A 25,437-nucleotide genomic window follows, 5' to 3' on the forward strand; every position below is an offset into this window, starting at 1 on the left:
AGTGCTTAGATCCTCGAAACAGGATGTTTGTGCCATAGAAGCACCTCAGTCTATTTGTATTTTACGTTTGTCTGCTATTGGTGATGTTTGTCATGCCGTAGCAACAGTCCAAGCAATACAAAATCATTACCCTGCAGCAAAAATAACTTGGATTTTAGGCAAAGTAGAAGCCATGCTGCTACAAGGTTTGCCTGGGGTAAACTTTGTTATTTTTGATAAGAAAAAAGGCCTGCAAGCCTATCGCGATTTACAGCGAAATTTGCAAGGCCAACAATTTGATGTTTTGTTGCATATGCAAGTGGCATTGCGGGCTAATTTAGCGTCTTTAGTCATTAAAGCAAAACGTAAAATAGGCTTTGATAAAGCCCGGGCTAAAGAGCTACATAGCTTTTTTATGCGCGATAGCATAGCACCTCAAGAAAATGCCCATGTACTAGAAGGTTTTGCCGCTTTTGCCCGCAAAATTGGCGTACCATTTTTGCAAGATGCTGCTGATAAACCACAGTGGCAGATGCCAATAACTCAGCAAGATTTAGAATGGGCTAAGGCGACTTTACAGCCTTATCGTACAGACACTAGTCGTGGTTTTTTAGTAATAAGTCCAGCCGCATCTAAAGCTGAGCGTAATTGGCTAGCTGAACGTTATGCTGCTGTGGCGGACTATGCCACTGAGTTAGGATTTAAAGTGGTACTCTGCGGTGGCCCGACTGAAATGGAACAACAATTAGCGGCTAATATTGTCCAGCATAGCCAAGCTAGCCTTGTCAATTTAGTAAGTAAAACTAGCTTAAAGCAGCTACTTGCAGTATTACAACAGGCAGCTGTAGTTATTGCGCCTGATACTGGTCCTGCGCATATGGCCGTAACCGTTGGTACACCGGTAATTGGTTTATATGCTCATAGTAATCCAGCCCGAACTGGCCCTTATTTATATCAAGAGTATGTGGTAGAGGTTTATCATCAAGCCTTATTGCAACAAACAGGTAAAACAGCAGCTGAGCAAAAGTTTGGTAAGCGTGTTAAAGGCGCAGACTTAATGGCTAATATCCAGATAGAACAAGTTAAAACCATGCTAGACACTGTAATTAAACAACAAGGAATATAATGACCAAGCTAGATAAAGCCGCTTTTATTGATCGTGATGGTGTAATAAATATTGATCATGGCTACTTATACCAGCCGGAACATTTTGATTTTATTGATGGCGTTTTTGCTGCTTGCCAGCATTTACAAGCCTTAGGTTACTTATTGATAGTTGTTACTAATCAATCTGGTATTGCTAGAGGTTATTACTCTGAGCACCAATTTGCATTATTAACCAGTTGGATGAAGCAACAATTCGCCGATAAAGGCATAAAAATAGATGCGGTATATTATTGCCCACATCATGCAGAAAAAGGCATAGCACCTTATAATATTGACTGCGACTGTCGCAAACCCAAAGCCGGCATGTTGCAACAAGCAATGCGTGACTTTGCTATAGATCCTAAACAAAGCTTAATGCTGGGTGATAAAAGCTCTGATATGCAAGCCGCAGCAAGTGCCGGCATTGCTAGAAAAGTGCTAGTGCTCTCTGGTCAAACACTTAGCCCTGAACAACAGCAAACCGCCGATGAAGTTTGGCCTTCTATAGCGTCAGCTTTAGTTGAAGTAACTCAGTAGTAAAACAATAGCTTATTTACTGTGCAGCTAAGGCTGCATAGTATTTGGCTAGTAAATCAATATCTTCATCTGATAGTGATTTAGCCTGCGGTGACATCAAAGGGTTAGTTTTTTCACCAGAGCGATAAGCTAACAATAGCTGTTTCAGCTCTGTGGCATCACGTCCCGCTAATGAAGGGTAGAGTGCTACATTCGAAATACCTTTTTGGCCATGACATGCTGCACAACTCATAGCACGACTTTTACCTTTATTTAGTAATGCTTGTTTGGCTGCAGCAACAGGATCAGCGGCTGTGCTCGTGTCCTGTAAACTGGTATCAGCTTGTTCAGAGCAACCTATAACTAAGATACTAATAGTGGCCAAGATTAACGCTAATTTTGTCATAGTTAAACCTTTATAGTTCTACTTTAAATACAAATTAACACATAAATAACCAGATGACTCTACCCATAATAGTGTAATTAGCTAGTGCTAGACCATAGCCATGCAATAGAAAATTTATTTTTAACTGAGTTATGTTAAAGTGCTGATACTTTTTTTGGTTGCAAGTGTAATTAATGAGTAAATCAATATCTACAGTTTTAAAGCCAAGTTTATGGCTAAAAGATAACATTATGATTTTTTATGGCTCGGCAATTGACGCTAAAACACATAATCATCATGCAATTCAAGTTGTATGGGAAACCCAAAATGCCCATTGTGTTTGGCCAGAAGGGGAGTTATCTGGAAGTTTTATTATAGGTCCAGGTGTTAAGCACCAAGTTAAACTTAATGAGGGGTGGATATTATTAATTGAGCCATCAAGCATTTTAGGCTTGAGTTTAAAAAGGCTATTAGGTAGTTCTGGGGTTATTTCAATTAATAATATGGTTAAACGCTATAGTGTGGCGGCTACACCTATTCTACAACCAATAGCTGAAATCTCACAGTTGTTTGAACAGCTAAATATTGATGTGAATTTTGCCGTAAATGACCAACAAATTACGGATAATCGTATCCAAAAGCTAATGGATAAATTAAATTTATGTTTATTGGATGAGTGTCAAAAACCTGCAAATTGGCGCGCGGCTAATGTGGCGGCCGAGCTTTATTTATCTGAAAGTCGTTTTTTGCATTTATTTAAGCAGCAATTAGGTGTTGCATGGCGTCCCTATTTAAGATGGCGTCGTTTATCTTGTGCTTGTAATGCTATTGCTAAAGGCGCCTCTGTCACTGAAGCTGCTTATATTGCTGGTTTTTCTGATGGACCACACTTAAGTAAAACGTTTAATTCAATGTTTGGCCTAACAATTACTGACGCAAAAGCAATATTTTTTAAAGACTAGCTAGTTTATACATGTGAAAAATTAACAAACCATTAAAATCACGGCATCTTTTGGTTGGCAAAATGGATGTTTTTAATGGAATTACATAACGCATTAAAAAAAGCAGGACTAGATCCTGTTAAAGTAGCATTATCGTCAGTTAAGCAATTATATGCTATGACTGAGTCACAACTGTTAGAGTTTAAATATTCGCTTATAGCAGATGCTTTTCAGTTTCATTATTCAAATAATGCCTTCTATCGTTCAGCTTGTGAAGATAAACATATAACACCAGAGGTTATAAAATCAGCTGATGATCTAATTAAAATTCCACTCATTCCTATTAATTTATATAAAGCTAATGATAGCCATAAATTATTATCTAAAAGCTTAAAGAGCATTGAGCTTGAAATGCGTAGTACCGGTACTTCAGGTATCCCTAGTGTTTCACGTCGCTGTAGCGAAACAGTTGATAATGCTATTTTGGGTATTTATGCCATGTATCGGGAGTTCTTTGAGATATCTAAAGGCGCCGGTTTATATTTATGCCCATCTAATGAAGAAATTCCTGAAATGGGGATGATAAAAGCGCTAAATATGATGGCAGGGATGCTAGATACCCATCAGTTTATGGTTAAAAATGAAAGCTTTGCACCTGAAGATGCATTAGAGCAATTAGCTAGATGGGAAAATAAGTTTGATCGACACATTATTGGCCCACCATTTTTAATTAACCGCTTTATTCGTTACTTAAAAGCGACTAATAAAAAAATTAAACTAGACAAGAACACCTTAATTATCACTTTAGGTGGCTGGAAGCGCTTTAGCGGTGAAATGCTTTCTAGAAAAGAATTTAATGATGAATGTATAGAGTTCCTTGGTGTACAGCAGAATCAAATTCGTGACATTTATGCATTAGTTGAATCTAACGTTGTTGCTATCGATGATGAGCACGGTGTTAAACATGTCTCTCCCTATATACACTTTTCTGTACGAGATCCTAAGCGTTTAGAACAAGAGGTTGCCATCGGTGAAGTGGGGCAATTGGCTATTCTAGACCCATTATCTTGCTCAACCCCAGGATTTATTTTGACTGAAGACTTAGTGCGCTTGCTACCTAAAAAGCAAGGTGACCTTCGCAGTGGTCAGCGTGTTGAATATGTTATGAGATTACCTGAATCTTTAGAGTTTGGCTGTTGTGCAGTAAATCTTGATAAACAACTTGATGATACTGAAGAGCTCCATACAGAAACTTGTCCTGTTATCGCTTAAGTTTTAAATGTTTCTTGTATAAGCACCTAAATTTACATTTAAATCCAGGTGCTTAATGAAAAAAGATATAGGTACCTTAATGTACAACGATATTATTATTAAGAACTTTACTGAACCACATAATGTAGGTGATTTAGAAAGTGCAGACTATGAAATAGAGATTGGTAATCCGGTTTGTGGTGACCGAATTAAAGTGCAATTGCTTGTAACTGATAAGGTTATAAATAAAGCAGTGTTTAGGGCTTGGGGCTGTGCCACTTCAGTAGCAACTGCAAATATCTTTTGCAGTTCAATTGCTGGCGAAGCGTATGACAATATTTCTCAGCGACAGCCTTTAGAAATAGGGCAAATGCTTGGAGAGCTAGAGCCATCACAACAACATTGTGTAGAAATATTAGTAGAGCTACATCAAAAGTTAGCTGACACCATCAGTAGCGGAGTTGTGTAAGATGGATCAGCAACATATTTCTGGTTATTTTGACTATAACGCAACTACACCAATTTCTGATGAAGTTGCGCAATCTATGATCCCTGTACTTACACAGTTTGCAAATCCTTCAAGTAGTAATAGTTACTCAATATTATGTAAAAGTGCAATTGTTGAAGCTAGAGAGCAAATTGCAAGATTAATTAATACTAAAAAAGAAAAAGTGTTTTTTACATCTGGCGGCTCTGAAGCAAATAACTGGGCAATTAAAGGCGTATTACTGCAGCATATAAAAAAACCAGGGCATATTATTACTACTGCTATCGAGCATGCCTCCGTGCTGGATACCATTAGGTATTGTGTAGAAAGCTTTGGCTTTGAGGTTACTTATTTAAAACCAGACGAACAGGGAGTCATTAGGCTCAAAGACTTTCAAGATGCACTTAGAGCAGACACTCAACTTATAAGCATCATGTACGCCAATAATGAGACCGGCGTAATACAACCGATTGAAATTATATCTAGATTAGCTAAAGAAAAAAATATTCCACTCCATGTTGATGCAGTACAAGTGATCGGTAAACGAAAAGTTGATGTAGAAAGTTTAAACATAAACTACCTGTCTATTTCGGCTCATAAGTTTTATGGGCCTAAAGGTGTAGGTTGTTTATATATAAAAGATGTTAATAGCATAGGGCCATTAATTCACGGTGGTGGTCAAGAGCAATCTATGCGGTCTGGCACAGAAAACCTTGTTGCTCTAGTAGGAATGTCTAAAGCGGCTCAAGAGGCATCACTAAATGTAGCACAGTGGGATAAAGATAATTGGCAGTGTAAGCAGCATATGATCAATTTACTTAAGTTGGCGCCAATAGAGATTAAATTTAATGGCCATATTGGTTTTGCCGCTGCGTTATCAAATACCTTAAATATCTCAATAAAAGGGGTAAGAGGGGAGGCATTAGCTGCTCGAATGGAAATGCTACACAATTATATTTTTTCAATAGGATCAGCGTGTAGTAACAATAAAACTAAAAAATCATCACATGTTTTACAGGCAATGAGCATGCAGGAAGAGGATATACAAAACTCAATTAGAATTAGTTTTGGTCGTTTTACCTCAATCCAAGCAGTAGAAAAGTTTATAGAAACTTTGATTATAGAAGCCCAAAAATTATTAATTATAAGTGGGAGTCGTCATGGTTAACAGCAAAGGTAAATATGTCTTATTAATGGATGCAATTAAAGACTATGCTAATAACCAGCCGGAACATACCGCTTGTGTTTTTCAAACTAGAGGTATTGAAACAGCTAAAAAATTAACTTATCAAGAGTTGATTTTAGCCGTTAACACTAGAGCCAAGTTATTAATTTATTTAGGTTATCAGCATAAATCAGTAGCTTTACTTTATCCTACCGGACTTGATTTTGTTATCAACTTTCTTGCTTGTTTATTAGCAGGGGTTATAGCTGTTCCGCTTAATGTTACCCGTAATGCTAAGCAGTTAGAGCGAACAATTAACATAATTGAAGATGCAAATGTTCAAGCGATACTAACAACAGAAGATACTAAAATCATGCTATCTGAGCAGTTAGCAGAATTACTGCTAGCAGATTCGTATGCTGTGGCTTGGATAACTGAAAACACTGCTGGTAATGATAATGTTAGCTTGCCAAATATTAAGCCAAGCAGTCTTGCCTTTATTCAATATACATCTGGCTCAACAAGTAACCCTAAAGGGGTGATGGTTAGCCACGATAATGTTGTCAATAACATGGAAGCCATTAAGCAAGCTTGTAGCAATAAGCATGGGGTAGTTATAGGAGGTTGGTTACCACAATTTCATGATATGGGATTGGTAGGCCATATGTTGCATCCCTTGTATATGGGCGGCACTTATATCTTTATGCCACCTATGAACTTTATACAGCGGCCTAGTCGCTGGTTGCACTTAATATCGCACTATAAGATAGAGTGTTCAGCATCACCTAACTTTGGCTTTGAACATTGTGTTAATTTAATAAGTGATAAAGAAGATTTATCAGACTTAGATTTAAGCTGTTGGAGAGTTGCTTTAAATGGCTCTGAACCTGTAAGCGAAACAACTATGTCTGCTTTTGCTGAAAAGTTTGCAGCCTATGGCTTTAATGCAAATTCATTTTTTCCTACCTATGGCATGGCAGAAACGACTCTCTTTGTATCAGGAGGGCCACATAGTCGTGGTGTTTCAACAGTAACATTAGATAAAGAACCGTTTACTCAAGGCAAGATTATAGACGCTGAAACCGGCATAGATATTGTTAATTGTGGTGCTATTGCCGCAAGTTTAACGGTAAAAATTGTTAATCCTGAAACATTAGTTAGCTGCAATGATAATACTATTGGTGAAATCTGGGTATCCGGAAGTTCAGTAGCAAAAGGCTATCTAAACAACCCAATAAAAAACCAGTCAGACTTTAATGCGCAGGTTATTCCGGCTGATGGTAAACGTTATTTACGAACTGGTGATTTAGGCTTTATTAAGTCAGGAATGCTTTATGTAACAGGCAGAATTAAAGAATTATTAATTGTTCGAGGTAGGAATTTATATCCTTATGATATTGAACGGACTTGTAATAGTTATCAATTTTCTTCAGGTGGTAACGGTAGTTCAGTATTTACTTATCAGCAAGATAATAAAATAAAATTAGCTGCGATTATAGAAATAAAAAAGCGGGCTTTGGCAACAGAAGATCATGTTCAAATATCAAATGATATTAAATCTTTAGTATTTATGCAGCATGAAATTGCATTTGATAAATTGTTGCTGGTAAAACCTGGCACCATTCCTAAAACGACTAGTGGCAAAATTAAGCGTTCAGCTTGTATAGATCTTATTTAAATAATGTAATTAAGGATAGTTTATGAATAATATATTTTGTAAAGACACACTAATATCTAAAATTGCAGAATACGTAGCGGAAAGAGTCGACGGATTTTCTAAAGACCTGCATATAGATACTTCATTTTCACGGTTAGGCTTGGATTCAGCAGCTCATGTGCAGTTGACGGCTGTTATTGAAGATTACTTGCAAACCGATGTATCACCTACTTTAGCATTTGATTACCCAACAATTAATGCCTTAGTTAATTATTTGGTTAATGAATCACAGAATAATATTAATAAGGCCTCTTAATATAATGCAAATATTTGATGCTGTTATTATCGGTGCTGGCCAATGTGGTTTGTATACGGCTAAAAAGTTACAAGATGATAATAAACATTATGTCGTATTAGAGCGACATGCTGTAGGACAGGTTTGGCTGCGACGTCTGGAAGGGATGCGTTTATTTACCTCTCGTCAATTTAGTCAATTACCTGGCTTAACCTTTACAGGAGATGGCAATGGTTTCCCTGATGTAAAAGAAATGGCTAATTATTTGAAAGCATATGCGGCAAAATTTAAGCTGAATATTCGGGAAAACGCAGAAGTTGAAACTCTGACTAAAGTTGACGGTAAATTTTTAATAACCTTGCAAGGTGGCCAAGAAATACAGGCTAAAACAGTTATTAATGCAACAGGTTCTAACCAAGTACCTATTGTACCAGAAATGAGTAAGTCATTATCTGAACACATTATCCAGTATACAGCCGATATAACATCATTAAATACAATAATAGATAATAGCCGTGTAGTGGTCGTTGGAGATGGTGCCACCGGCCGGCAAATTGCCGCTAGGTTAGCGAATAGGTGTCAAGTAGTCTTGGCTACTGGTTCGAGTAGAGGCTTACCGCCTAATACTATTCTGGGTAAAGATATATTTTGGTGGTTAAAAAAGATTGGTATTTTAGATGCTAGCAATACTAGTTTAGTCGCAAAAATATTAAAGAAAAGAAACCCTGTTCCCTGTGCCGAGTTTAATAATACAAAACTAAAAAAACTAGGCGTTACAATTAAGCCAAGAGCAATAAACTGCGATAAAGATACTATTATTTTTAAAGATGGTGAGATTGAAAATGTCGATATTGTAATTTGGGCGGTGGGATATAAAGATGAAACTAGTTGGCTAAAAATTTACAGCTGTTTTAATAAAGATGGTTTTATTCATGATAAAGGAGTGACGCCAGAGCCAGGTTTGTTTGTTATTGGCCGCAAATGGTTGAGTAGTCGTGGTTCTGAGTTGATATTGGGTGTGGAAAAAGATGTTAACTCTTTGATGTTAGATTTTTATGATTTTGAAAATAAAAATTTAGATAAGGTGAAGTCATGAATAATACCTTTATGTATAAACTATTAAATTCAAAATTTAATATTTGGTTACTTTCCTTAACGCTATTGTTTACGGTGGTATCTATTGTTGGCTTGAAAGATATTGGTTTAGCTAGTGATTATAAAATTTTCTTTGATCAAGATGATAAAGACTTAAAGATATTAGAGACTATGGAAAGTCGATATAGTACTACTGATAATGTTTTTATTATGATTAAAGCTAAAGAAAATAGTATTTATAATACTAATACGATTAAATTGATTTATGATCTTAGCCAAGCTTTATGGCAAGTGCAGCATGTCAGCCGAGTGGATTCATTAACAAATTTCCCTTATAGCCGAGCAGATGGTGATGATATTGTTATTGAGGAGTTTGTGTATGAAGCTGAGCAAATTACTCCAGACTATGTACAACAAGTAAAGCTTGCTGCAGAAAAGGAACGGGATCTTGTTGGTAGTTTAATAAGTGCAGATGGTCAATATAGTGCAATTAATATTACTACCCTTTTACCTGGGGATGACCATAAGTTAGAAACATTAGCCGTAAGCGCTGGTATTGATCAGCTAGTAGAGAAGTTTAGGTTAACTCACCCTGAGCATGAGTTTTATGTAACGGGTTTAGTCGCAATGAATAGTGCATTCTTTGTAGCAGCTAAGAGCGACTTTACAACATTAATCCCGTTAATGATTGTATTTGTTTTAATTGCTGCTGGTATCATATTAGGCTCTATCCAAGCTGCGTTTTGTATATTAACAGTTTTGCTATTATCTATGTTAGGGGCATTAGGTTTAGCCGGTTGGTTTGGAATAAACTTATCTGCACCTTCTATATCTGCACCTATTATTATGTTCACAGTAATAGTTGCATCTAGCATTCATATTATAAGTTATGTTAAACGCCAACTGATGAAAGGTGATTCTCAGTTACAAGCCGTTCTATCTTCATATAAACATAATACTAAACCAGTAATAGTCAGTCATTTAACTACTATTATTGGATTTTTAGCAATGAATGCGAGTGACTCTCCACCATTTAGAGATTTGGGTAATATTGTCGCTTTTGGTGTTATGTTTTCATTGTTACTGTCTTTTACAGTAACGCCTACATTACTTTTAAAAGTAAAGTTGTCTAATAAAGAAAGTTACTCGGTAAAAGTATTTCAAAATATGCACTGGCTTTCTAGTTTTGTAATATCAAGAAAAAAGCAGATACTTTATATCGTAGTACCTTTAACATTAATATTTTCTGGATTGAGTTTTTTAAATAAAGGTAATGATGATTTAATTAAATACTTTAATGAGTCTGTACCTTTTAGATTTGAATCAGAAGTTATAGATGAGCAATTTTCAGCTTTGTATAATATTGGTTACTCTTTAGATAGTGGCCAAGCAAGTGGAGTATTTTTAGTAGAGTTCCTTGAATTTACTGAAAAGTTTGATAATTGGTTGATGCAGCAACCTGAGGTTATGATTACCAATAGTCCTTTGCATAGAATAAAGCAACTCAATCGATTAATGAATAATGATGATCCTAATTTTTATATTATACCTAGCAGTCCCACTATGGCTGCGCAACACTTTTTGTTATATGAGATGTCGCTACCTTTTGGTAAAGATGTAGGAGATATGCTTAGTTTTGATAAGTCTGCATTAAAGCTTACCGCTAGATTACGTAATAGTAGCTCTGTAGAAATGATTAAGTTTGAACAAAAAGTTGTAAGTTGGATAGATAACAATAAACCAAACTTTATTAACTATACTTATTCAAGCCCTTCTTTGATTTTTGCTCATATAGGCCAAACAAATATTTTAAGTTTACTAAAAGGAGCTTTTTTAGCCTTTATTGTTATCTCAATAGCTTTATCTTTTGTTTTTAGATCATTTTATATTGGAGTATTAACTTTAATACCTAACTTGCTACCTGTCGGTATGGCTTTTGGCTTTTGGTACTTTATTCAAGGTGAAATATCTATGGGATTAGCTGGTGTTTCTGCAATGGCAATAGGGATTATTGTAGATGATACTGTCCATTTTTTATATCAATATATTAATGGTTTAAAGAAAGGGTTAACGCCAGAAGAAAGTGTTAAATACACTTTTGATCGAACCATGGGGGCAATAGTTATTAGTTCTATATTATTGGTTATAGGTTTTTTATTGCTGTCTTCTTCTTCATTCGAAAAGAATGCACAAATGGGATTGTTAACCAGCGGTACAATAGTTTTAGCCTTATTATTTGATTTAGTTGTGTTGCCAGTATTGGCAATGCGCTTTATTCGTAATGTTCCATCACATTCAACAGAGAATAAGCTTAGGAGTGAAACGATATGAAATTAAAGAATATGTTGTTAGCATTATTTATTGTTACGCTTAGTTTGGTTTCAAACTTTACTAATGCTGAAAATATAGCAGCAAAAAAGGGTTATGATATAGCCTTAACTCTTGAGAATAGGGATAACGGCTTTAAAGATAGCAGTGCCAAATTAACTATGAGATTAAAAAATGGACTGGGCGCTGAGGCGCTTAGAGAGCTGGACATAAAAATATTAGAAGACTCTGACGAGGGAAATAAAACACTTATCATATTTGATTTTCCAGTGGATATAAAAGGAACTTCACTATTAACACATCCTAAAAAGGCGCGTTCAGATGACCAGTGGTTATATTTACCCGTTGTAAATCGTACTAAGCGTATTTCTTCAAGAAATAAATCGGGTTCATTTATGGGAAGTGAATTTTCATTTGAAGATATGATTAGTAAGGATGTGGATGATTTTAATTATAATTTTATTAGTACTGAACCTTGCAATAATTTAGAAGGTGTTGCTAGCGAATTTCAATGTGATGTTATTGAAAAGTTTCCTCTTGATAAACACTCTGGCTATAGCAAACAAAAACTATGGATTGAGCAAGATAGTAATAAGGTTTATAGAATTGAATACTATGATCGTAAAAAATCATTACTGAAAGTTTTAACTGCCAGTAATTTTAAACTATATCTTGATAAATATTGGCGCGCTAATGTAGTTAATATGCACAATGTTCAAACTGATAAAGTAACGGTTTTAGAATACAACTCAATATCATTCTCTTCTGGATTAAATGATAATGATTTCCATCGTAGTGTTCTGGGAGATTAAGGTTGTTCTCACTGGTATTATTAAGAAATGTTATGCTTAAATCGCGTTACATGTTTCTATTTATGGCATTAGTTTTATTAAGCATTAAAGCTAATGCCGATACTATATTTGATTTTATTGATTTAGATTTAGCTACAACAAGTAGATACTACTATGTGGCGGCTGAGGGTGATTCAAATAATAAATATAGTAAAGGGTTTAAGGCAGAAGCAAAATTTAATTATAAGTATGAAAATATAAGGTTTAACGGTTTGGCTTTTACTAATTGGGATAGCACTGATGACTCTCGGAGTTATTCTAATATTAGACAAGCAAATATTTATGTTAACAATAATATTTTTACTTTTGGTTTAGGTGTTGATACTTTCTTTTGGGGAGTGTCTGAATCTATTAATGTGGTAAATGTATTAAATCAATCCGATATTATGGAAAGCCTTGACGGTAAAGTTAAATATGGCCAAACCTTTGTTTCTATTAATACTCGATTTTCTAATGGTGATTTTAGCTTTTATTATTTGCCTTTGTTTCAAGAGCAAAGCTTTCCTGAGCGGCCATCCTATGGCTTGGCAATATCTAAAAATGCAGTATTTGAACATGATAAAAAGAGAGGTGGAATTGCTGCTCGAGGTTTATTTTATTTTGACCGCCTAGAGTTTGCTTTATCCTATTTTAAGGGAACTAGACGTAGTGCTTTATTGGCCCGTCATGCAACGGAAATGGCAGTATTAACACCATATTATATCCAAACTGTGAACTATCTTGTTGACGGTGTATATATAGCAGAAGACTTTACCCTTAAGTTTGAAGCTAAAACGGGGCTAGAACAAAACGCTGGTTTTACGACTTTTAATTTAGGCATAGAGTACCCCAGTTATGCATTTTCAAAACTGGTTGAAGAAGTTATTTTTATTGCAGAATATGCGTTTGATGATAGAAAGTTAAGCGCAGAAACACATGGCCAAAATGATATTTTTTTAGGGGGTAAGTTTAACTTTGGCTACAGCGAGCAAGGTAATGTGCGCTTTTTATATAGTTATGATTTTGACTATCGTAGTCAGTATGCAGAGTTAAGTTATGAATACAGGCTCAATGACTATTTTAGGTTTAAAGCCAAGGCACTCAAAGTTTTATCGGCACCAGAACGAGACCAACGTTTATATGCACTTTCAGGTGAAGAATTTATTAACTTGAGTTTGCATTATGCTTTTTAATGTATGTTATGTTTAGAGCTAACCGTTTTATGAGTTGGAATTGATTGCTTTACCTAGTTTTCAAGAAATAATTTCGCATAGAGTTGAGTTAAGTATCATTCATGATCTTAACTATCAAAAAAAACTACTCGGTCATAATCTTTATTTACCTAAGCAAATGCAGTCTCTGCTTTTAAAGCGTAAATGTGAATTTTTAGCTGGAAGATGGTGTGCAGTTAAAGCTATGCAACTATTAGGAGTACAGGGAGTCAGCCAGCCTTTAATAGGCAAATATAATGAACCAGTCTGGCCAAAAGGGGTAATGGGGAGTATTAGCCATACCCATAGAACAGCCGTTGCAATTACAATACATACTCATTCCCAGATCCAAGGGATAGGTATAGATCGCGAAAAACTAATTAATATAGCTATGGCAAACCGGTTTGCCAATAAAATACTTTCTGCAAAAGAGCAGACCTTGGGTTGTGCGTTTTTTAATTTTGAGTTATTTGTTACTATTGGTTTTTCCTGCAAAGAAGCATTGTTTAAAGCCATATTTCCACAGATCCTGCGAGTTGTTAATTTTGACGTTGCTCAGATCACTCAGATAAATTTAAAAGATAAAATGGTTGAGTTAACTATAAAACAAAATTTGAGTGAAAATTTATATATAGGACGAAAAGTCCAAGCCTTTTACCAAGAGTTTTCAGGCGCAATAGAATCTTATGTAATTGTTTAAAGTTTATGTCTATAACTGGCGTCTGTAGGGTATACATAACAGCAACTACACCTTTTGGTGAGCTCAGAATGGCAATAGCGCCGCCAGTTTTCCTAGGCGTTAGCGCAAGGTAACCCTTTGAACAATGTAGCGAGGTGATTATATGGCTCTAATCCGTTGATGTTTTTTTACGGTTTCAAAGATGCTGAACTCGGAGAAAGAGCAGTTGCAGAAGGTAGAAAAACAGGCCGCTTAAAATGGTCAGTGGTGATAACTAACTTGAAAACACTGAGCTTTTAGCTGTATAAACTAAAACTGTTGTAAAATTTGCTCGTTATAATCATCAGGGTTTAGACTTACCTGATATTTTTCAGCTAAGCGATCTAGTTCTAATTGGGCAAGGCTTAGCTCTTCCATACTTATAGTATTATCGTCTAAATTCCATAATAAACGTGAGCCAGCATAACTGTATTGTATAGCTACTAGTGCATCTATATTACCAGCTTGGCTAGCAGCTTTTAACTTAGGCATTTTGCGGGTTATTTTGTTTAGAGCTTGTTTTAAATCCCACACATATACTACTTCTGTCATAAAAGGATGGCTGCGGTATTTATTTAATAACCAGCCAATAGTGATTGTGGTTACTACTACACCAAGCAAGTTCCAATGAAAATGGCTGCCACTGTCATCCGGAAACAGCAAAATAAGTGTTTGAGCTATGGCTAAACTGCCTATAACTAACATAGCAATACAGCCGGTAATAACACGGTTTAAATGCTTACGGTATCGCGCTTTATCAATTTTAATCAGTTGCATAGTGAGTTAAAACCATCCCGTAATATTAGTTAATCTTTGCTTGGCTTAGCTTTGCGTAAGTTGTCGCCAAGTACCAGCATGCAGGGCGTTAAAAATAGCGTTAACAAAGTAGCAAAAGTTAAGCCTCCAGCAATGGCGCTAGATAACTGAGTCCACCACTGTGTTGATGGTGCCCCAAAGCCTAAGCTTGGTTCTAGTAGGTTAACGTTTAGAGCCAGCACCATAGGCATTAAACCTAAGACTGTAGTGACAGAGGTTAGCAACACCGGGCGTAAGCGTAGGCAACCTGTTTCTAATGCTGCCTCTAATGCAGATAAACCACTACTTCGCATTTCATTATAAGTATCAATTAAAACAATATTGTTATTTACAACTATGCCGGCAAGGCCAATAATTCCCATACCTACCATAACAATACCAAAGCTTTGGCCGTTAATAAGTAAGCCTAATAATACGCCAGCAGTAGAAAACACTATGGCCGATAATACTAACAAGCTTTGATACCAGCTATTAAACTGCACCAGCAGAATCATTAACATTAAAAAGATAGCAGTTGCAAAAGCGCCCATTAAAAAGCTCATAGCTTCTTGCTGATCTGCACTTTCACCAGCAGTTTTAACTTTAACATTTTCTGGCAGTTTAATATCACTGGCCAGCAGTGCAGTTAAGCGCTCACTGACCTGTGCGCCCAGCGCGAGGTCACTTTTAATAGTAATAGCACGATTACCATCAATACGTTTAATTACACTGGTTTTGGCTGCAGGTACTAACTGAATAAAGTTACTAAGCGGCACTTGGCCCCTAGGGGTTTGAATAGTTAAGCTGCCTAGTTGATCTAAGGATCGCCATTGCTCTGGAAACCGTACTCTTATATCTACTTCATCACTGGCATATTCTGGCCTAAATTTAGCTAGCAATAAACCATTACTGACCATTTGCACAGCATTACCAACGGTTAAAACATCAGCGCCAAAGCGGGCTGCGGCAGCGCGATCTACTTCTATGCGCCATTCAATGCCGGGTAAGCTGCGATCATCTTGAATATCAACAAAACCGCCCATTTTCTCCATTTGTTGAATAATTAGGCTAACAGCTTGTTCAGTCGCATGAGGATCATCACTGCTTACTTGCAGCTCTATTGGTTTACCTGCAGCTGGGCCTTCTTGCTGTTGGCGAAACTCTAGAATAATCCCCGGTAGATCCTGGGTTAGGCTGCGCATATCATTTAAGATTGCATCTGCTTTGCGTCGTTCAAACCAGTCGATAAACTGAAATTGCAAAATACCAATAACATCGGGGGCTAACTCGCCACTGCTACTGGCTAACGAACGAGCATATAAGGCTTTAACTTCGGCTAAACCTAATAAGCGTTGCTCAACTTGCTTTAATAAAGCATCTTTTTCATAAATCGACATATCGCCACGGGCTCTTACCCAAACCTGAGCCGACTCGGGCTCTACTTTGGGGAAAAACTCCATGCCATAATTATATTTACCATAGGCAACAAAAATAAGTGCCATAGCGGCCAGTAATCCGGTTAAAGTTTTGCCAGGGTGGCGTAATAACCGGCTAAGCAAAGTACGATAAGCTTTACCCGCAGTAGTCGCCTTTACCTGATGCGGGCTAGACTGGACGCGGCCAATACCGCCCATAACTGGCAGAAAAATAAGTGCCATAAACATAGAGGCGACTAAACAAAGGATCACCGTTGCCGGTAAGTACTTCATAAATTGACCAACAACCCCAGGCCAAAATAATAACGGCATAAAAACTACAACAGTAGTAGCAGTAGAGGCGATAATAGGCCAAGCCATACGGCCTGCCGCATTAGCCCAAGCTTGTTTAGGTCTTTGCCCTTCACTTAGGTTTCTATCGGCTAGCTCACTTACTACTACAGCACCATCAACTAGCATGCCGGCAACTAAAATAAGGGCAAACAGCACGATAATATTCATGGTATAGCCAAGGGCGAAAATCATTAAAATTCCGGCGAAGAAAGCACCAGGAATAGTAATCCCTACAAGCACTGCCGAGCGTACACCCATAGTTGCTACAATTAAAATCAGAACTAAAACCACAGCGGCCAATACATTATTAAGTAAGTCAGACAGCATGTTTTTGACTTCTTTAGACTGATCCATAATGTAGTTAATATGTATACCCTCTGGAAACAGAGTACTGGCTTGGTCAATTAATGCTTTGGTTTGTTCTATGGTAGAAATAATATTAGCGCCAGAGCGTTTTTTTACTTCTAGCACTACGGCAGGTTGGCCATTTATACGGGCAAAGCCAAGCGGATCTTTAAAGCTACGGCTAATAGTAGCAACATCGCCAAAAGTAATAACAGTATCGCCGTCAACCTTAATTGGCATGGATAACACATCATTTAAATCTTCAATAACACCCGGCACTTTCATGGCTAAGCGGCCAGCACCTGTGTCTAAGCTACCGGCAGCAACTAATCTATTATTATTAGATACCAGCCTAAATAGTTGCTGGTAATCAAGGCCATAGCCTTCAAGCACTTGGGGATCAACCACAATTTCTAATAAGTCTTCACGATCACCGCCAATATCTACCTCTAGCACTTCAGGGATAGCTTCAATATTCTCTTGTAGTTGTCGTGCTATATACACCAGTTGGTTTTCAGAGATGGGCCCAGATAAACCTATGGAAAGTACCGGAAATAACGCAACGTTAATTTCATTGACAGTAGGCTCATCTGCTTCACTGGGTAACTTAGCGCGTGCGGCATCAACTTTAACCCGAACATCAGCCAAAGCTTGCTCGGCATTAAAGCCAGCATCAAACTCTAGCATTACCGAGGCATGGCCCTCGCTAGAGGTCGAGGTCATCTTTTTAATGCCTTCAAGCGAGCGCAACTCGTGCTCCATAGGCCGAACTAATAACCGCTCACCATCTTCAGGGCTAATGCCATCAAGCGACATTGAAACATACATCATGGGTATGGCAACGTCGGGGTTGGCTTCTTTAGGTATTGTTTTATAGGCGGTAATGCCGGCAATAAATAAAAATAACAGCAGCATTAAACTGGCGCGGCTGCGACCAATAGCGGCTTGGATTATGGCGTTCATGCTTTAGTCCCTGCCGCCTGTGTTTGTAATTGCACTTGAACTTTAGCGCCGGCCTTAACAAAGCCAGCACCTTGGGTAATTATTTGCACCCGATCGGGCAAGCCGCTCACTTGGGCGCCGTCGTTAGTTGCAGATAAAATTTGTACTGGATAAAACTCTACTTGCTGTTGCTCATTGACGACTGCCACAGCTAAATTACCTGTGCTGTCTAGGCTAAGTAGGGCAGGTGAAATAAAATGGGCAGGCACTGGCGCTAATTGCACTTCGACAGTGGCACTACCGCCGGCTATGCGCCATAACTCTGGGTTGGGCACTGTTACTTCAATATAAAAACTGCGGGTAGCTGTATCAGCGGTATAACTGATAAAACTAAGCTTACCGCTAAGTTCTCGGCCGTCTAACAAGCGTAACTTTACCGCTTGGCCTTGCTGCAATGCTGCTATATGTTGCTGCGGAATTTGTGCGCTGACTTTTAACTGGTCAATTTGCACCAGTTGCATTAAATCTGTGCCTACTTGAACCACATCTCCCAGTTCAATATGACGGCGATCAACCACACCATTAAAGGCCGCTATAGGCTGAATTTGGCTAAGGGCTAATTGTGCGCGTTGATACTCAGCTTCTGCTTTTGCCAATTCACTTTCTAAGCGGGTTAGTTCAGTGGCAGATAAAAACTTAGCTTTACCTAAGGTACGAGCACTAGCTAACTCATCTGTTTTTAAGGTTAAATTTGCTTTAGCTTGCTTTAATAGTGCAGTACGACCTTCATCAGATAAACGTAGTAACTTATCACCTTGCGCCACTTTATCGCCTTGTTGTACTAACAACTCAGTGACAGTACCGGCTTGCTGAGATTTTATGCTGACATTGCGCCAAGGCATAATATGGCCTTGAGCCACTTGGGTTAGCTGGTAAGGCGAAGCTTGTGACCAGCGAGTTTCAACTAATGGTAATTGTTCGGCTGCTATTTGCTGCTCAGCTGGCGGCTGTTGTTTAGCGCTGTAGTTATCACCACTAAGCAACCATAATAGTAGTACTACCGCGATAATAATGGCGATAAAAACAGGAGAAGCAGCGAGCTTTTTAAACATGAGCGTTCCTTGGTGAAATAGCAGACAGTTATAATGGCAGCTTAATTGAGCTGAGAATACCTATATCAAGGAATACCAGCAAGCTGATAACTGTAAGTAAGTTTTGCGATCTTAACATGAAGTTATAAGCAAAGTGGTTATAGTTAAATAAAGCACGGCAAAAAAAAGCCCCTGTTATGCAGAGGCTTTTTACCACAGGCTATAATTAGAAGCTGTAACTTATACCTAGTTCAAAAGAACGCTCTGGGCCAACATAAATACCTTGGCGTAGACCTGTTATGTAACGTTTATCTGTTAGGTTTTTAACCGAGCCAAATAGTCGAGTATTGTCAGCTAAGTTATATTGTGCAGTTAAGTCTAGTACCGTGTAAGAAGGCATTAAGCCACCCCAGATCCCACCGGCTGCATTTGCTGGTATATCAACTCTATTGCTGGCATCACCATATTGCTCGCCACGGTGATGGGCTGTTAATGCTGTACTTAGTTTTTCGTGTTGATAATTTAGCGCTAGATTTGCAATGATTTTGGGTGCATAAGGCAAACGATTACCTTGATTATCACCACTAGTAAACTCTGATTTTGGCACCCAAGTAGCGTTAGTATCGATACTAAAACCGCCACCTAGCTCATAACCTAACATAAATTCCATGCCGTAATGTTCAGTTTTACCGCCATTAGATTGTGATAAATTAGGATCGCTATTGCCAGTAACAACTTGATTATTAAAGTTCATTAAAAATGCGGCAACCTCATAATTAACTGCACCTTGTTTACCGCGTAAGCCTAATTCATAGTTGGTAGAGCGCTCACCATCTAGTTGCTGATCGGTCAAGCCATCTAAGGCTACGCCGTTAGACGCTGGCGAAAATGCCCGATATACACCACCATATAACTGGGCAGATTGGCTTAAGTTATAAGTTAAACCAACACCTGGTAAATACTCAGTGTTACTGGTTTTAGCCGTAGCATTATTATCGGTTAATATAATTCGCTTTTGCTCATAAGACTCGACCCGTAAGCCGGGTGTTATGGCAAGGCTATCACTTAATTCAATTCTGCTTTGGGCATAGCCAGCGACACTGTTGGCAGAGTCGATAATATGTCTATCATTAACACCCGTTCTATCTGCACTGCGCACGGCTCTAATGCGAGTATCATTGGCTTCTTCTTGCATAAAACGCAGACCAAACTCACTGCTACTAAGCAGACCAAACAGGTTATGATCAATGCTTAAACGCGTTTCGATACCTTTACGATCAAAGGTGCGATTATTACCGGTTAAGCTATCGGTATACACCCAGCGGCCTGCTGTGTTAGAGGCTGCTGTATCAACATTATAACGCCAGTAATCACGGCTAACTTCGCTCCAATATGCCACTGTCTTTAAAGTTGCTTGGCTAGAAATAGACCATTCGTGGTTAATATCAAAAGCGGTTCGGTCAGTTAAAAAATAATCGTCTGGGGCAGGGTTGTAGTCGGCACCGGCATTATAATCGCCAAGTAATAAACCACGATAAGAAATATTGGCATCATTTTCATAACGCGATACTTTAATGCCTAGCTTTTGATTATTAGCAAAAACAACTCCAGCTTTAGCCATAATATCGGTCATTTCATAGTCTTTATCCATATAGCCATCACTACTAGCATGGGTAGCCACTATGCCGGCAAAAGCATCGCCAGAAGTTGTTTTACCGCCAGCTTCAATATTAACTTCTTGCATATTAAACGAGCCAGCGCGCGCAGTTAACTTAACACCATCATCAGGAGTTTTGGTTTGATAATTTACCACACCGCCAATGGTAGAAGGGCCATAGCGCAAAGATGCCGAGCCTTTTAATACTTCAACTTGTTCTACCCGCTGAATGCGAGGATTAAAATAACGATCGTTACCTACAAATAAACCAGGGGCTACTGGCACGCCATCTTCTAGCATTAGTGATTTTGATTCGCTGGCAGATAAACCACGGATGCCAAAATTGGCGACAATAGCGGTTTCTTCTTCACTTTTAATATTAATACCAGGAATACGGCGCAGAATATCTTCAGTAGATAATGGCTGGATTTGCTCAATTTGTTTGCGATCCACTATAACGACAGTACCGGTTTGCTCTAATAAAACAGGCACAGAGTCACCCACAATTCGGATAACTTCTAAAGTAGGCATAATGGTTTTTCGCTCAACTTTAGCTTCACTCGTAACAGTTTCTTGCTGAGCTAAGGTGCTTAGCGATACAAAGGCTAGGGTTACCGCTACCGATAAGCGAGACAAGTTAGTCCGCATAACAACTCCAAATATTAAGAATGAGAATTAGAACGGGCGCATTAGAACACGGACCTTAATGCGAATCAATATCATTACTAATGTTTTTTTAAGTAATAAGCCACTTTTTATTTATGCCACTTAACAGTAGCTATTAGTTGTCACTCAGATGTGATGTGCTAAGCAGACTGTAAATCTTTATCAAATAAAGCGAATAGGGCTAATTTGGCCTATATTGCTACTTTTTTATGCGAAATTAGCCAGAAATAACAGATATTGGCAGTTATCTGTTGCACATCCATGTAGAATGCACTTTTAAAAGCTAGTTCAGCTTTTACACTAGTACATATTTGTAGGAAAATTGATGAAAAAGACCTTCGCTTTAACCCACCCCAAACATAAACCGGCTCGTTGGGTAGAGGCAATTAAACATGAAATTAAAAAGTACCTTAACCGCGAGCGGCGTAAACCTCTGCCAGCAGGTATGGACTACTGGACCTTTGATTGTCGCTTTGGTGCTTCTGAGGAAGAAGCAGTAGAGATTTTCACATCTGAAATCAAGCAACATATTGATGCTGCTGTGGCGCAGAACTTATCAGGCTTCTATGTCGAAATACTGGCCAGAGCCTGTAACCATAAGCCGAAGGCAAGTGCTGAAGTAAGTGACTAATTTTCTTTTCATTATAGACTGTAGCTATTCTACAGAGGATCTCTTATGCAATTTTCATCTTTAGATTTAGCTCCAGGTTTACAACGCGCACTTGAGCAGTGTGGTTACAACGCCATGACACCCGTGCAACAGCAGGCCATAGTGCCCGCGCGGCGCGGTAAAGACTTACAAGTTACGGCACAAACAGGTACCGGTAAGACGGCCGCTTTTGCTATTCCTATCTTACAACGCATGCTAGATAAGCCAAAAACAACAGTAGCAAGCAGGCCACGGGCATTAATTCTAACGCCAACCCGTGAATTAGCCGAGCAATTAGCCGACACTATAGCGGGGTATGCCCAGTTTACTGCTATAACCGTTACTGCCTTATATGGTGGCGTTAAAATGGGTGGCCAAGCTAATAAACTTACAGCCGGTGTCGATATTGTTATCAGCACGCCAGGCCGTTTGTTAGAGCACATGACACTGGGCAACGTTATTTTAACTGAAGTTGAATTTGTGGTGCTAGATGAAGCTGACCGTATGTTAGATATGGGCTTTATTGCCGATGTTATGAAGCTAATACAGCAAACAGCCCAAACTCGGCAAACTTTGCTGTTTTCCGCTACCACATCACCTGCAGTAAATGAGCTGTCGCATAAAATTTTAAAAAATCATCAGCAAATTCGAGTAGCGAAAATAAACAGTACTGCGGATACAGTAAACCACGTGGTTTACTCAGTAGAAGAAAACCGTAAAATAGAACTATTTGAACAACTATTAGCAGAAAAAAATTGGTTTCAGGTGTTAGTCTTTACTAGCACTAAAGAGCAAGCTGATCGCCTATTAGCAGGCCTGCAAAAAAGTAAAGTTAATGCGGCTGTTTGCCATGGTGACAGAAGCCAAGGTGCAAGACGTCGCGCTATTGCAGATTTTAAATCAGCTAAACTACAAGTATTAATAGCTACCGAAGTTGCAGCACGTGGTTTAGATATTCAAGGTCTTGATTATGTAGTTAACTTTAACTTACCTTATTTACCTGAAGATTATGTGCATCGCATTGGCCGTACCGGCCGTGCTGGCGCTGCAGGTGATGCTATCTCTTTTGTTAGCCGTGAAGAAGAACAAAGCTTAGAGCGGATCCAAAAACTAATAGGTACTAAGATTAAACGTATTATCAAGCCAGGTTTTGAAGTGAGTAATCGTGAGTCTTTACTTAAAAGCATTTCACGTAAAGTGCTTAGCGGTCGCTCAAATAAAGCCAGCGAAACCTTTATCGACCTTGAGAACACCGGCAAAGCTAAGCCTAAAAGCAAGCCGCGCAGTAGCAAATAATTTTAACAAATAAAAAAGCCGCAATTGAACAAAGAGGAGCTAAATTTCATAGAAGGCCATAGCCGAATAGTCGTAGTCTAATTAACTGGACAAAAGCAGCATAAAAAACAGTTGTAACAGGCGTATGTGTTTTTGAGGAGTAATCTGTATTATTTTATGGGGTAGTTACACCCCCAAAAAAGCATGCCAATTATATCAGAACTCATATAAACCTCCTTTTAATTAGTGATTCAGATTAATGTTAAAGCTTGGGAAGATCAATATGAAAAGCCCCTAACTAACGGGGCTTACAACTGCTTTTTAAATAGTTCGGATGTAATTTTAAAAAAAATTTCTAAGCCGACCAATTTTCACTAATCTCTTTAACTTTTCTTCATCGTTATCCCTATGTATAGGGTTAACTTGTTCGTTGTGACAATACAAGTCTAAGTTTAAATAAATGGGCGGCTCTTTGATTCCCTGATCTATAAATTTCTGAATACCTTCATCCATGCAATTAACCATCAAGTATAAAACCATTGCAGATATGACCAATTTTTGCATTTTATTGTGGCTAAATTAAGGCACAACAGACTGTTTATTTATGGTGGTGGTCAAGAAAAAGTTTTCAGAGATTTCTTATTTTAGGCACCGAAAATTGTTATGGATTTTGAGGTGGTGGTCACAAAAAAATTGCTAGGGTGGTGGTCAAAATTTAATTTTTTATAATTAGTCAAAAACGGCTTTGGGCACTTGGGCACAGATTCGGGCACAACTGGAGAAAAAATGAGCTGAAATTTCGGTTTGTTTAAGAAAATTTAACGCGAGAAAGGCGTGAGAAAGATTAAATATGCTAAATAACTCTTGTTACTTTTGTGCTTGTTTTCAGTAGGTTACTGAGTTTTTTGAGTTAAAAAGAAGGGAGAGAGAATTGGTGCGTCCTAGTGGACTCGAACCACCGACCCCCACCATGTCAAGGTGTTCTTGATAAATCACTATAAACAACATTTCCTATTAAAACAATGTATTAAGCATAGATCTTGTTTCTAATAGTTGGCCGATATTGCTTGTTATTTTCAACATCTGTTACCTTATTGTTACCAAGGAAGGGGCGGTAAGCAACTGATATGAAAAAGATCCTATTAAATGCAGCGAGAATAAAGCTAGGAAGAATATGCAGGAACCCATTCTCTTTCCTGTATCACTGAACAAACTAATTAAAAAATTCTAATGTTAGTTTCCTGTGGCTGATACCGCTGATACACAACAATCTTTATCATACGTTGGCACTAAGCATTTTTCAGCACTAATGAATGGATTAATTGAATTTTTCTACCAAAAAGTCAATCATTGCCCGTACCTTAGCAGGCTGGCTGCGACTAGGGTGAAACAACAGATGTAGGCCGCCAAGATCAATATTGGGTTGATGCAGTGTGATTTCCCGTAACTGCCCAGTTGTCAGGGCATGGCGTACAATAAAATCTGGCTGATAAATAACACCTTGCCCACCAATAGCGGCAACCAACAAAGCATCGCCACTATTTGCCTGTAAATTTCCCCTCACTGTGACTTTATATTCGCCATCGCGACCAAAAGCCCACTGACCATTTCGTTGCATAGCTGAAAGGGTATAACTTAGACAATTGTGCTGCGCTAAATCGCTACTTTGCTGCGGTGTCCCGTAACGTTGAAGATACTCAGGCGCGGCACAAAGACGCATCGGACAATTGCCTAGACTACGACTTTTAAAATTGCTATCACTTAACCGTCCAATCCGTAACGCTAGATCCCAGCCATCAGCCAGAATATCCTGCTGCTGGTCGCTTAAACCCAGCTCAATTTCGACCAGGGGATAGCGCTGACTAAACGCTGGGAGCAGGGGGGCAATATAGTGGTTGCCAAAAGACAGTGGAACGTTCATGCGCAAGAGTCCAATCGCTTCGCTGCTTAGGGCCGTCACTTCGGCATCGGCCTCCGCTACTTGCTGCAAGATTTGTCGACAAGAATTGAGGTAATCAGCACCAACATCGGTGAGACGTAATTGCCGAGTCGAGCGGTGTAACAACTTAAGACCCAGCCGCTCTTCTAGTGCATCCAGATATTTGGCCGCCATGGCGGGTGAAAGTTTTAATGCGCGTCCAGCTGCTGAAAGGCTACCTCGGTTGACGGCTTCTACAAAAATTTGCATGCTGGTTAAGCGATCTAGCATTAATTTCTCACTATGAGTAAAAACAGTTATTAGTT

Annotated in this window: 21 protein-coding genes; 15 read left to right on the forward strand and 6 right to left on the reverse strand. The window is 38.4% G+C overall.

All coding sequences use genetic code 11. The features are described 5' to 3' along the window. Position 1 precedes the first annotated feature (1 nt). Both RDV63_RS06520 and gmhB read left to right on the forward strand, forming a co-directional pair. Positions 2 to 1,105 (forward strand): glycosyltransferase family 9 protein, encoded by a 1,104-nt coding sequence (locus tag RDV63_RS06520; protein WP_313908700.1) that lies wholly within the window; start codon positions 2 to 4, stop codon positions 1,103 to 1,105. Continuing rightward, positions 1,105 to 1,662 carry a D-glycero-beta-D-manno-heptose 1,7-bisphosphate 7-phosphatase gene (gene gmhB / locus RDV63_RS06525; RefSeq protein ID WP_313908701.1) on the forward strand — a complete coding sequence of 186 codons (558 nt, stop codon included), beginning with the start codon at positions 1,105 to 1,107 and terminating at the stop codon, positions 1,660 to 1,662. The genes RDV63_RS06520 and gmhB overlap by 1 nt, the downstream gene beginning before the upstream one ends. 16 nt (positions 1,663 to 1,678) lie before the next feature. On the opposite strand, the gene RDV63_RS06530 is transcribed toward gmhB, so the two are convergent. Further along, a complete protein-coding gene (locus RDV63_RS06530) occupies positions 1,679 to 2,047 on the reverse strand; it encodes a c-type cytochrome (RefSeq protein WP_313908702.1) in 369 nt (122 codons plus the stop codon). Positions 2,048 to 2,220: 173 nt separating this feature from the next. On the opposite strand from RDV63_RS06530, the gene RDV63_RS06535 reads away from it, so the two are divergent. The 11 genes from RDV63_RS06535 to RDV63_RS06585 all read left to right on the forward strand — a co-directional run bounded on the left by RDV63_RS06535 (position 2,221) and on the right by RDV63_RS06585 (position 13,986). Further along, positions 2,221 to 2,988 carry a helix-turn-helix domain-containing protein gene (locus RDV63_RS06535; RefSeq protein ID WP_313908703.1) on the forward strand — a complete coding sequence of 256 codons (768 nt, stop codon included), beginning with the start codon at positions 2,221 to 2,223 and terminating at the stop codon, positions 2,986 to 2,988. A 75-nt stretch (positions 2,989 to 3,063) separates the two neighbouring features. Then, entirely contained in the window at positions 3,064 to 4,239 is a 1,176-nt protein-coding gene (locus RDV63_RS06540) for a hypothetical protein (protein ID WP_313908704.1), read from the forward strand. A gap of 55 nt (positions 4,240 to 4,294) precedes the next feature. Then, on the forward strand, positions 4,295 to 4,687 hold the full coding sequence (locus tag RDV63_RS06545) for an iron-sulfur cluster assembly scaffold protein (protein ID WP_313908705.1): 393 nt from the start codon (positions 4,295 to 4,297) through the stop codon (positions 4,685 to 4,687). 1 nt (position 4,688) lies between these two features. After that, complete coding sequence (locus RDV63_RS06550; protein WP_313908706.1) at positions 4,689 to 5,873, forward strand: cysteine desulfurase family protein; 1,185 nt, start codon at positions 4,689 to 4,691, stop codon at positions 5,871 to 5,873. After that, positions 5,866 to 7,548 (forward strand): fatty acyl-AMP ligase, encoded by a 1,683-nt coding sequence (locus tag RDV63_RS06555; RefSeq protein ID WP_313908707.1) that lies wholly within the window; start codon positions 5,866 to 5,868, stop codon positions 7,546 to 7,548. Before RDV63_RS06550 ends, RDV63_RS06555 begins: the two co-directional genes overlap by 8 nt. 22 nt (positions 7,549 to 7,570) lie before the next feature. Beyond that, the gene (locus tag RDV63_RS06560; protein WP_313908708.1) at positions 7,571 to 7,843 is read left to right on the forward strand and encodes an acyl carrier protein; all 273 of its coding nucleotides are present in this window, start codon (positions 7,571 to 7,573) and stop codon (positions 7,841 to 7,843) included. 4 nt (positions 7,844 to 7,847) lie between these two features. Beyond that, positions 7,848 to 8,918 (forward strand): NAD(P)/FAD-dependent oxidoreductase, encoded by a 1,071-nt coding sequence (locus RDV63_RS06565; protein ID WP_313908709.1) that lies wholly within the window; start codon positions 7,848 to 7,850, stop codon positions 8,916 to 8,918. Beyond that, on the forward strand, positions 8,915 to 11,248 hold the full coding sequence (locus tag RDV63_RS06570) for an efflux RND transporter permease subunit (RefSeq protein WP_313908710.1): 2,334 nt from the start codon (positions 8,915 to 8,917) through the stop codon (positions 11,246 to 11,248). Before RDV63_RS06565 ends, RDV63_RS06570 begins: the two co-directional genes overlap by 4 nt. Then, a complete protein-coding gene (locus RDV63_RS06575) occupies positions 11,245 to 12,057 on the forward strand; it encodes an outer membrane lipoprotein-sorting protein (RefSeq protein WP_313908711.1) in 813 nt (270 codons plus the stop codon). The genes RDV63_RS06570 and RDV63_RS06575 overlap by 4 nt, the downstream gene beginning before the upstream one ends. Positions 12,058 to 12,089: 32 nt before the next feature. Then, positions 12,090 to 13,268: a hypothetical protein gene (locus RDV63_RS06580; RefSeq protein ID WP_313908712.1), complete on the forward strand. Its 1,179-nt coding sequence runs from the start codon at positions 12,090 to 12,092 to the stop codon at positions 13,266 to 13,268. Between the two features lie 40 nt (positions 13,269 to 13,308). Next, on the forward strand, positions 13,309 to 13,986 hold the full coding sequence (locus RDV63_RS06585) for a 4'-phosphopantetheinyl transferase (RefSeq protein WP_313908713.1): 678 nt from the start codon (positions 13,309 to 13,311) through the stop codon (positions 13,984 to 13,986). Between the two features lie 288 nt (positions 13,987 to 14,274). Here the strand turns inward: RDV63_RS06585 and RDV63_RS06590 are convergent, their stop codons facing one another. From RDV63_RS06590 to RDV63_RS06605, 4 genes are all read right to left on the reverse strand, one after another. Continuing rightward, positions 14,275 to 14,781: a DUF3087 domain-containing protein gene (locus tag RDV63_RS06590; RefSeq protein ID WP_313908714.1), complete on the reverse strand. Its 507-nt coding sequence runs from the start codon at positions 14,779 to 14,781 to the stop codon at positions 14,275 to 14,277. Positions 14,782 to 14,810: 29 nt separating this feature from the next. Then, the gene (locus RDV63_RS06595) at positions 14,811 to 17,876 is read right to left on the reverse strand and encodes an efflux RND transporter permease subunit (RefSeq protein WP_313908715.1); all 3,066 of its coding nucleotides are present in this window, start codon (positions 17,874 to 17,876) and stop codon (positions 14,811 to 14,813) included. Next, a complete protein-coding gene (locus tag RDV63_RS06600) occupies positions 17,873 to 18,967 on the reverse strand; it encodes an efflux RND transporter periplasmic adaptor subunit (protein WP_313908716.1) in 1,095 nt (364 codons plus the stop codon). The genes RDV63_RS06595 and RDV63_RS06600 overlap by 4 nt, the downstream gene beginning before the upstream one ends. Before the next feature lie 205 nt (positions 18,968 to 19,172). Then, positions 19,173 to 21,251, reverse strand: coding sequence for a TonB-dependent siderophore receptor (locus RDV63_RS06605; RefSeq protein WP_313908717.1), 2,079 nt, complete (start codon positions 21,249 to 21,251; stop codon positions 19,173 to 19,175). Positions 21,252 to 21,594: 343 nt separating this feature from the next. Here RDV63_RS06605 and RDV63_RS06610 point away from each other — a divergent pair, with 343 nt between their 5' ends. Then, positions 21,595 to 21,900 carry a DUF6172 family protein gene (locus RDV63_RS06610; protein ID WP_313908718.1) on the forward strand — a complete coding sequence of 102 codons (306 nt, stop codon included), beginning with the start codon at positions 21,595 to 21,597 and terminating at the stop codon, positions 21,898 to 21,900. 45 nt (positions 21,901 to 21,945) lie between these two features. Further along, complete coding sequence (locus tag RDV63_RS06615; RefSeq protein ID WP_313908719.1) at positions 21,946 to 23,214, forward strand: DEAD/DEAH box helicase; 1,269 nt, start codon at positions 21,946 to 21,948, stop codon at positions 23,212 to 23,214. Positions 23,215 to 24,511: 1,297 nt separating this feature from the next. Here the strand turns inward: RDV63_RS06615 and RDV63_RS06620 are convergent. Further along, positions 24,512 to 25,402: a LysR family transcriptional regulator gene (locus tag RDV63_RS06620; protein ID WP_313908720.1), complete on the reverse strand. Its 891-nt coding sequence runs from the start codon at positions 25,400 to 25,402 to the stop codon at positions 24,512 to 24,514. Positions 25,403 to 25,437: the final 35 nt, after the last annotated feature.

This window comes from Rheinheimera sp. MMS21-TC3 (assembly GCF_032229285.1).
Classification (GTDB): Bacteria; Pseudomonadota; Gammaproteobacteria; order Enterobacterales; family Alteromonadaceae; genus Alishewanella.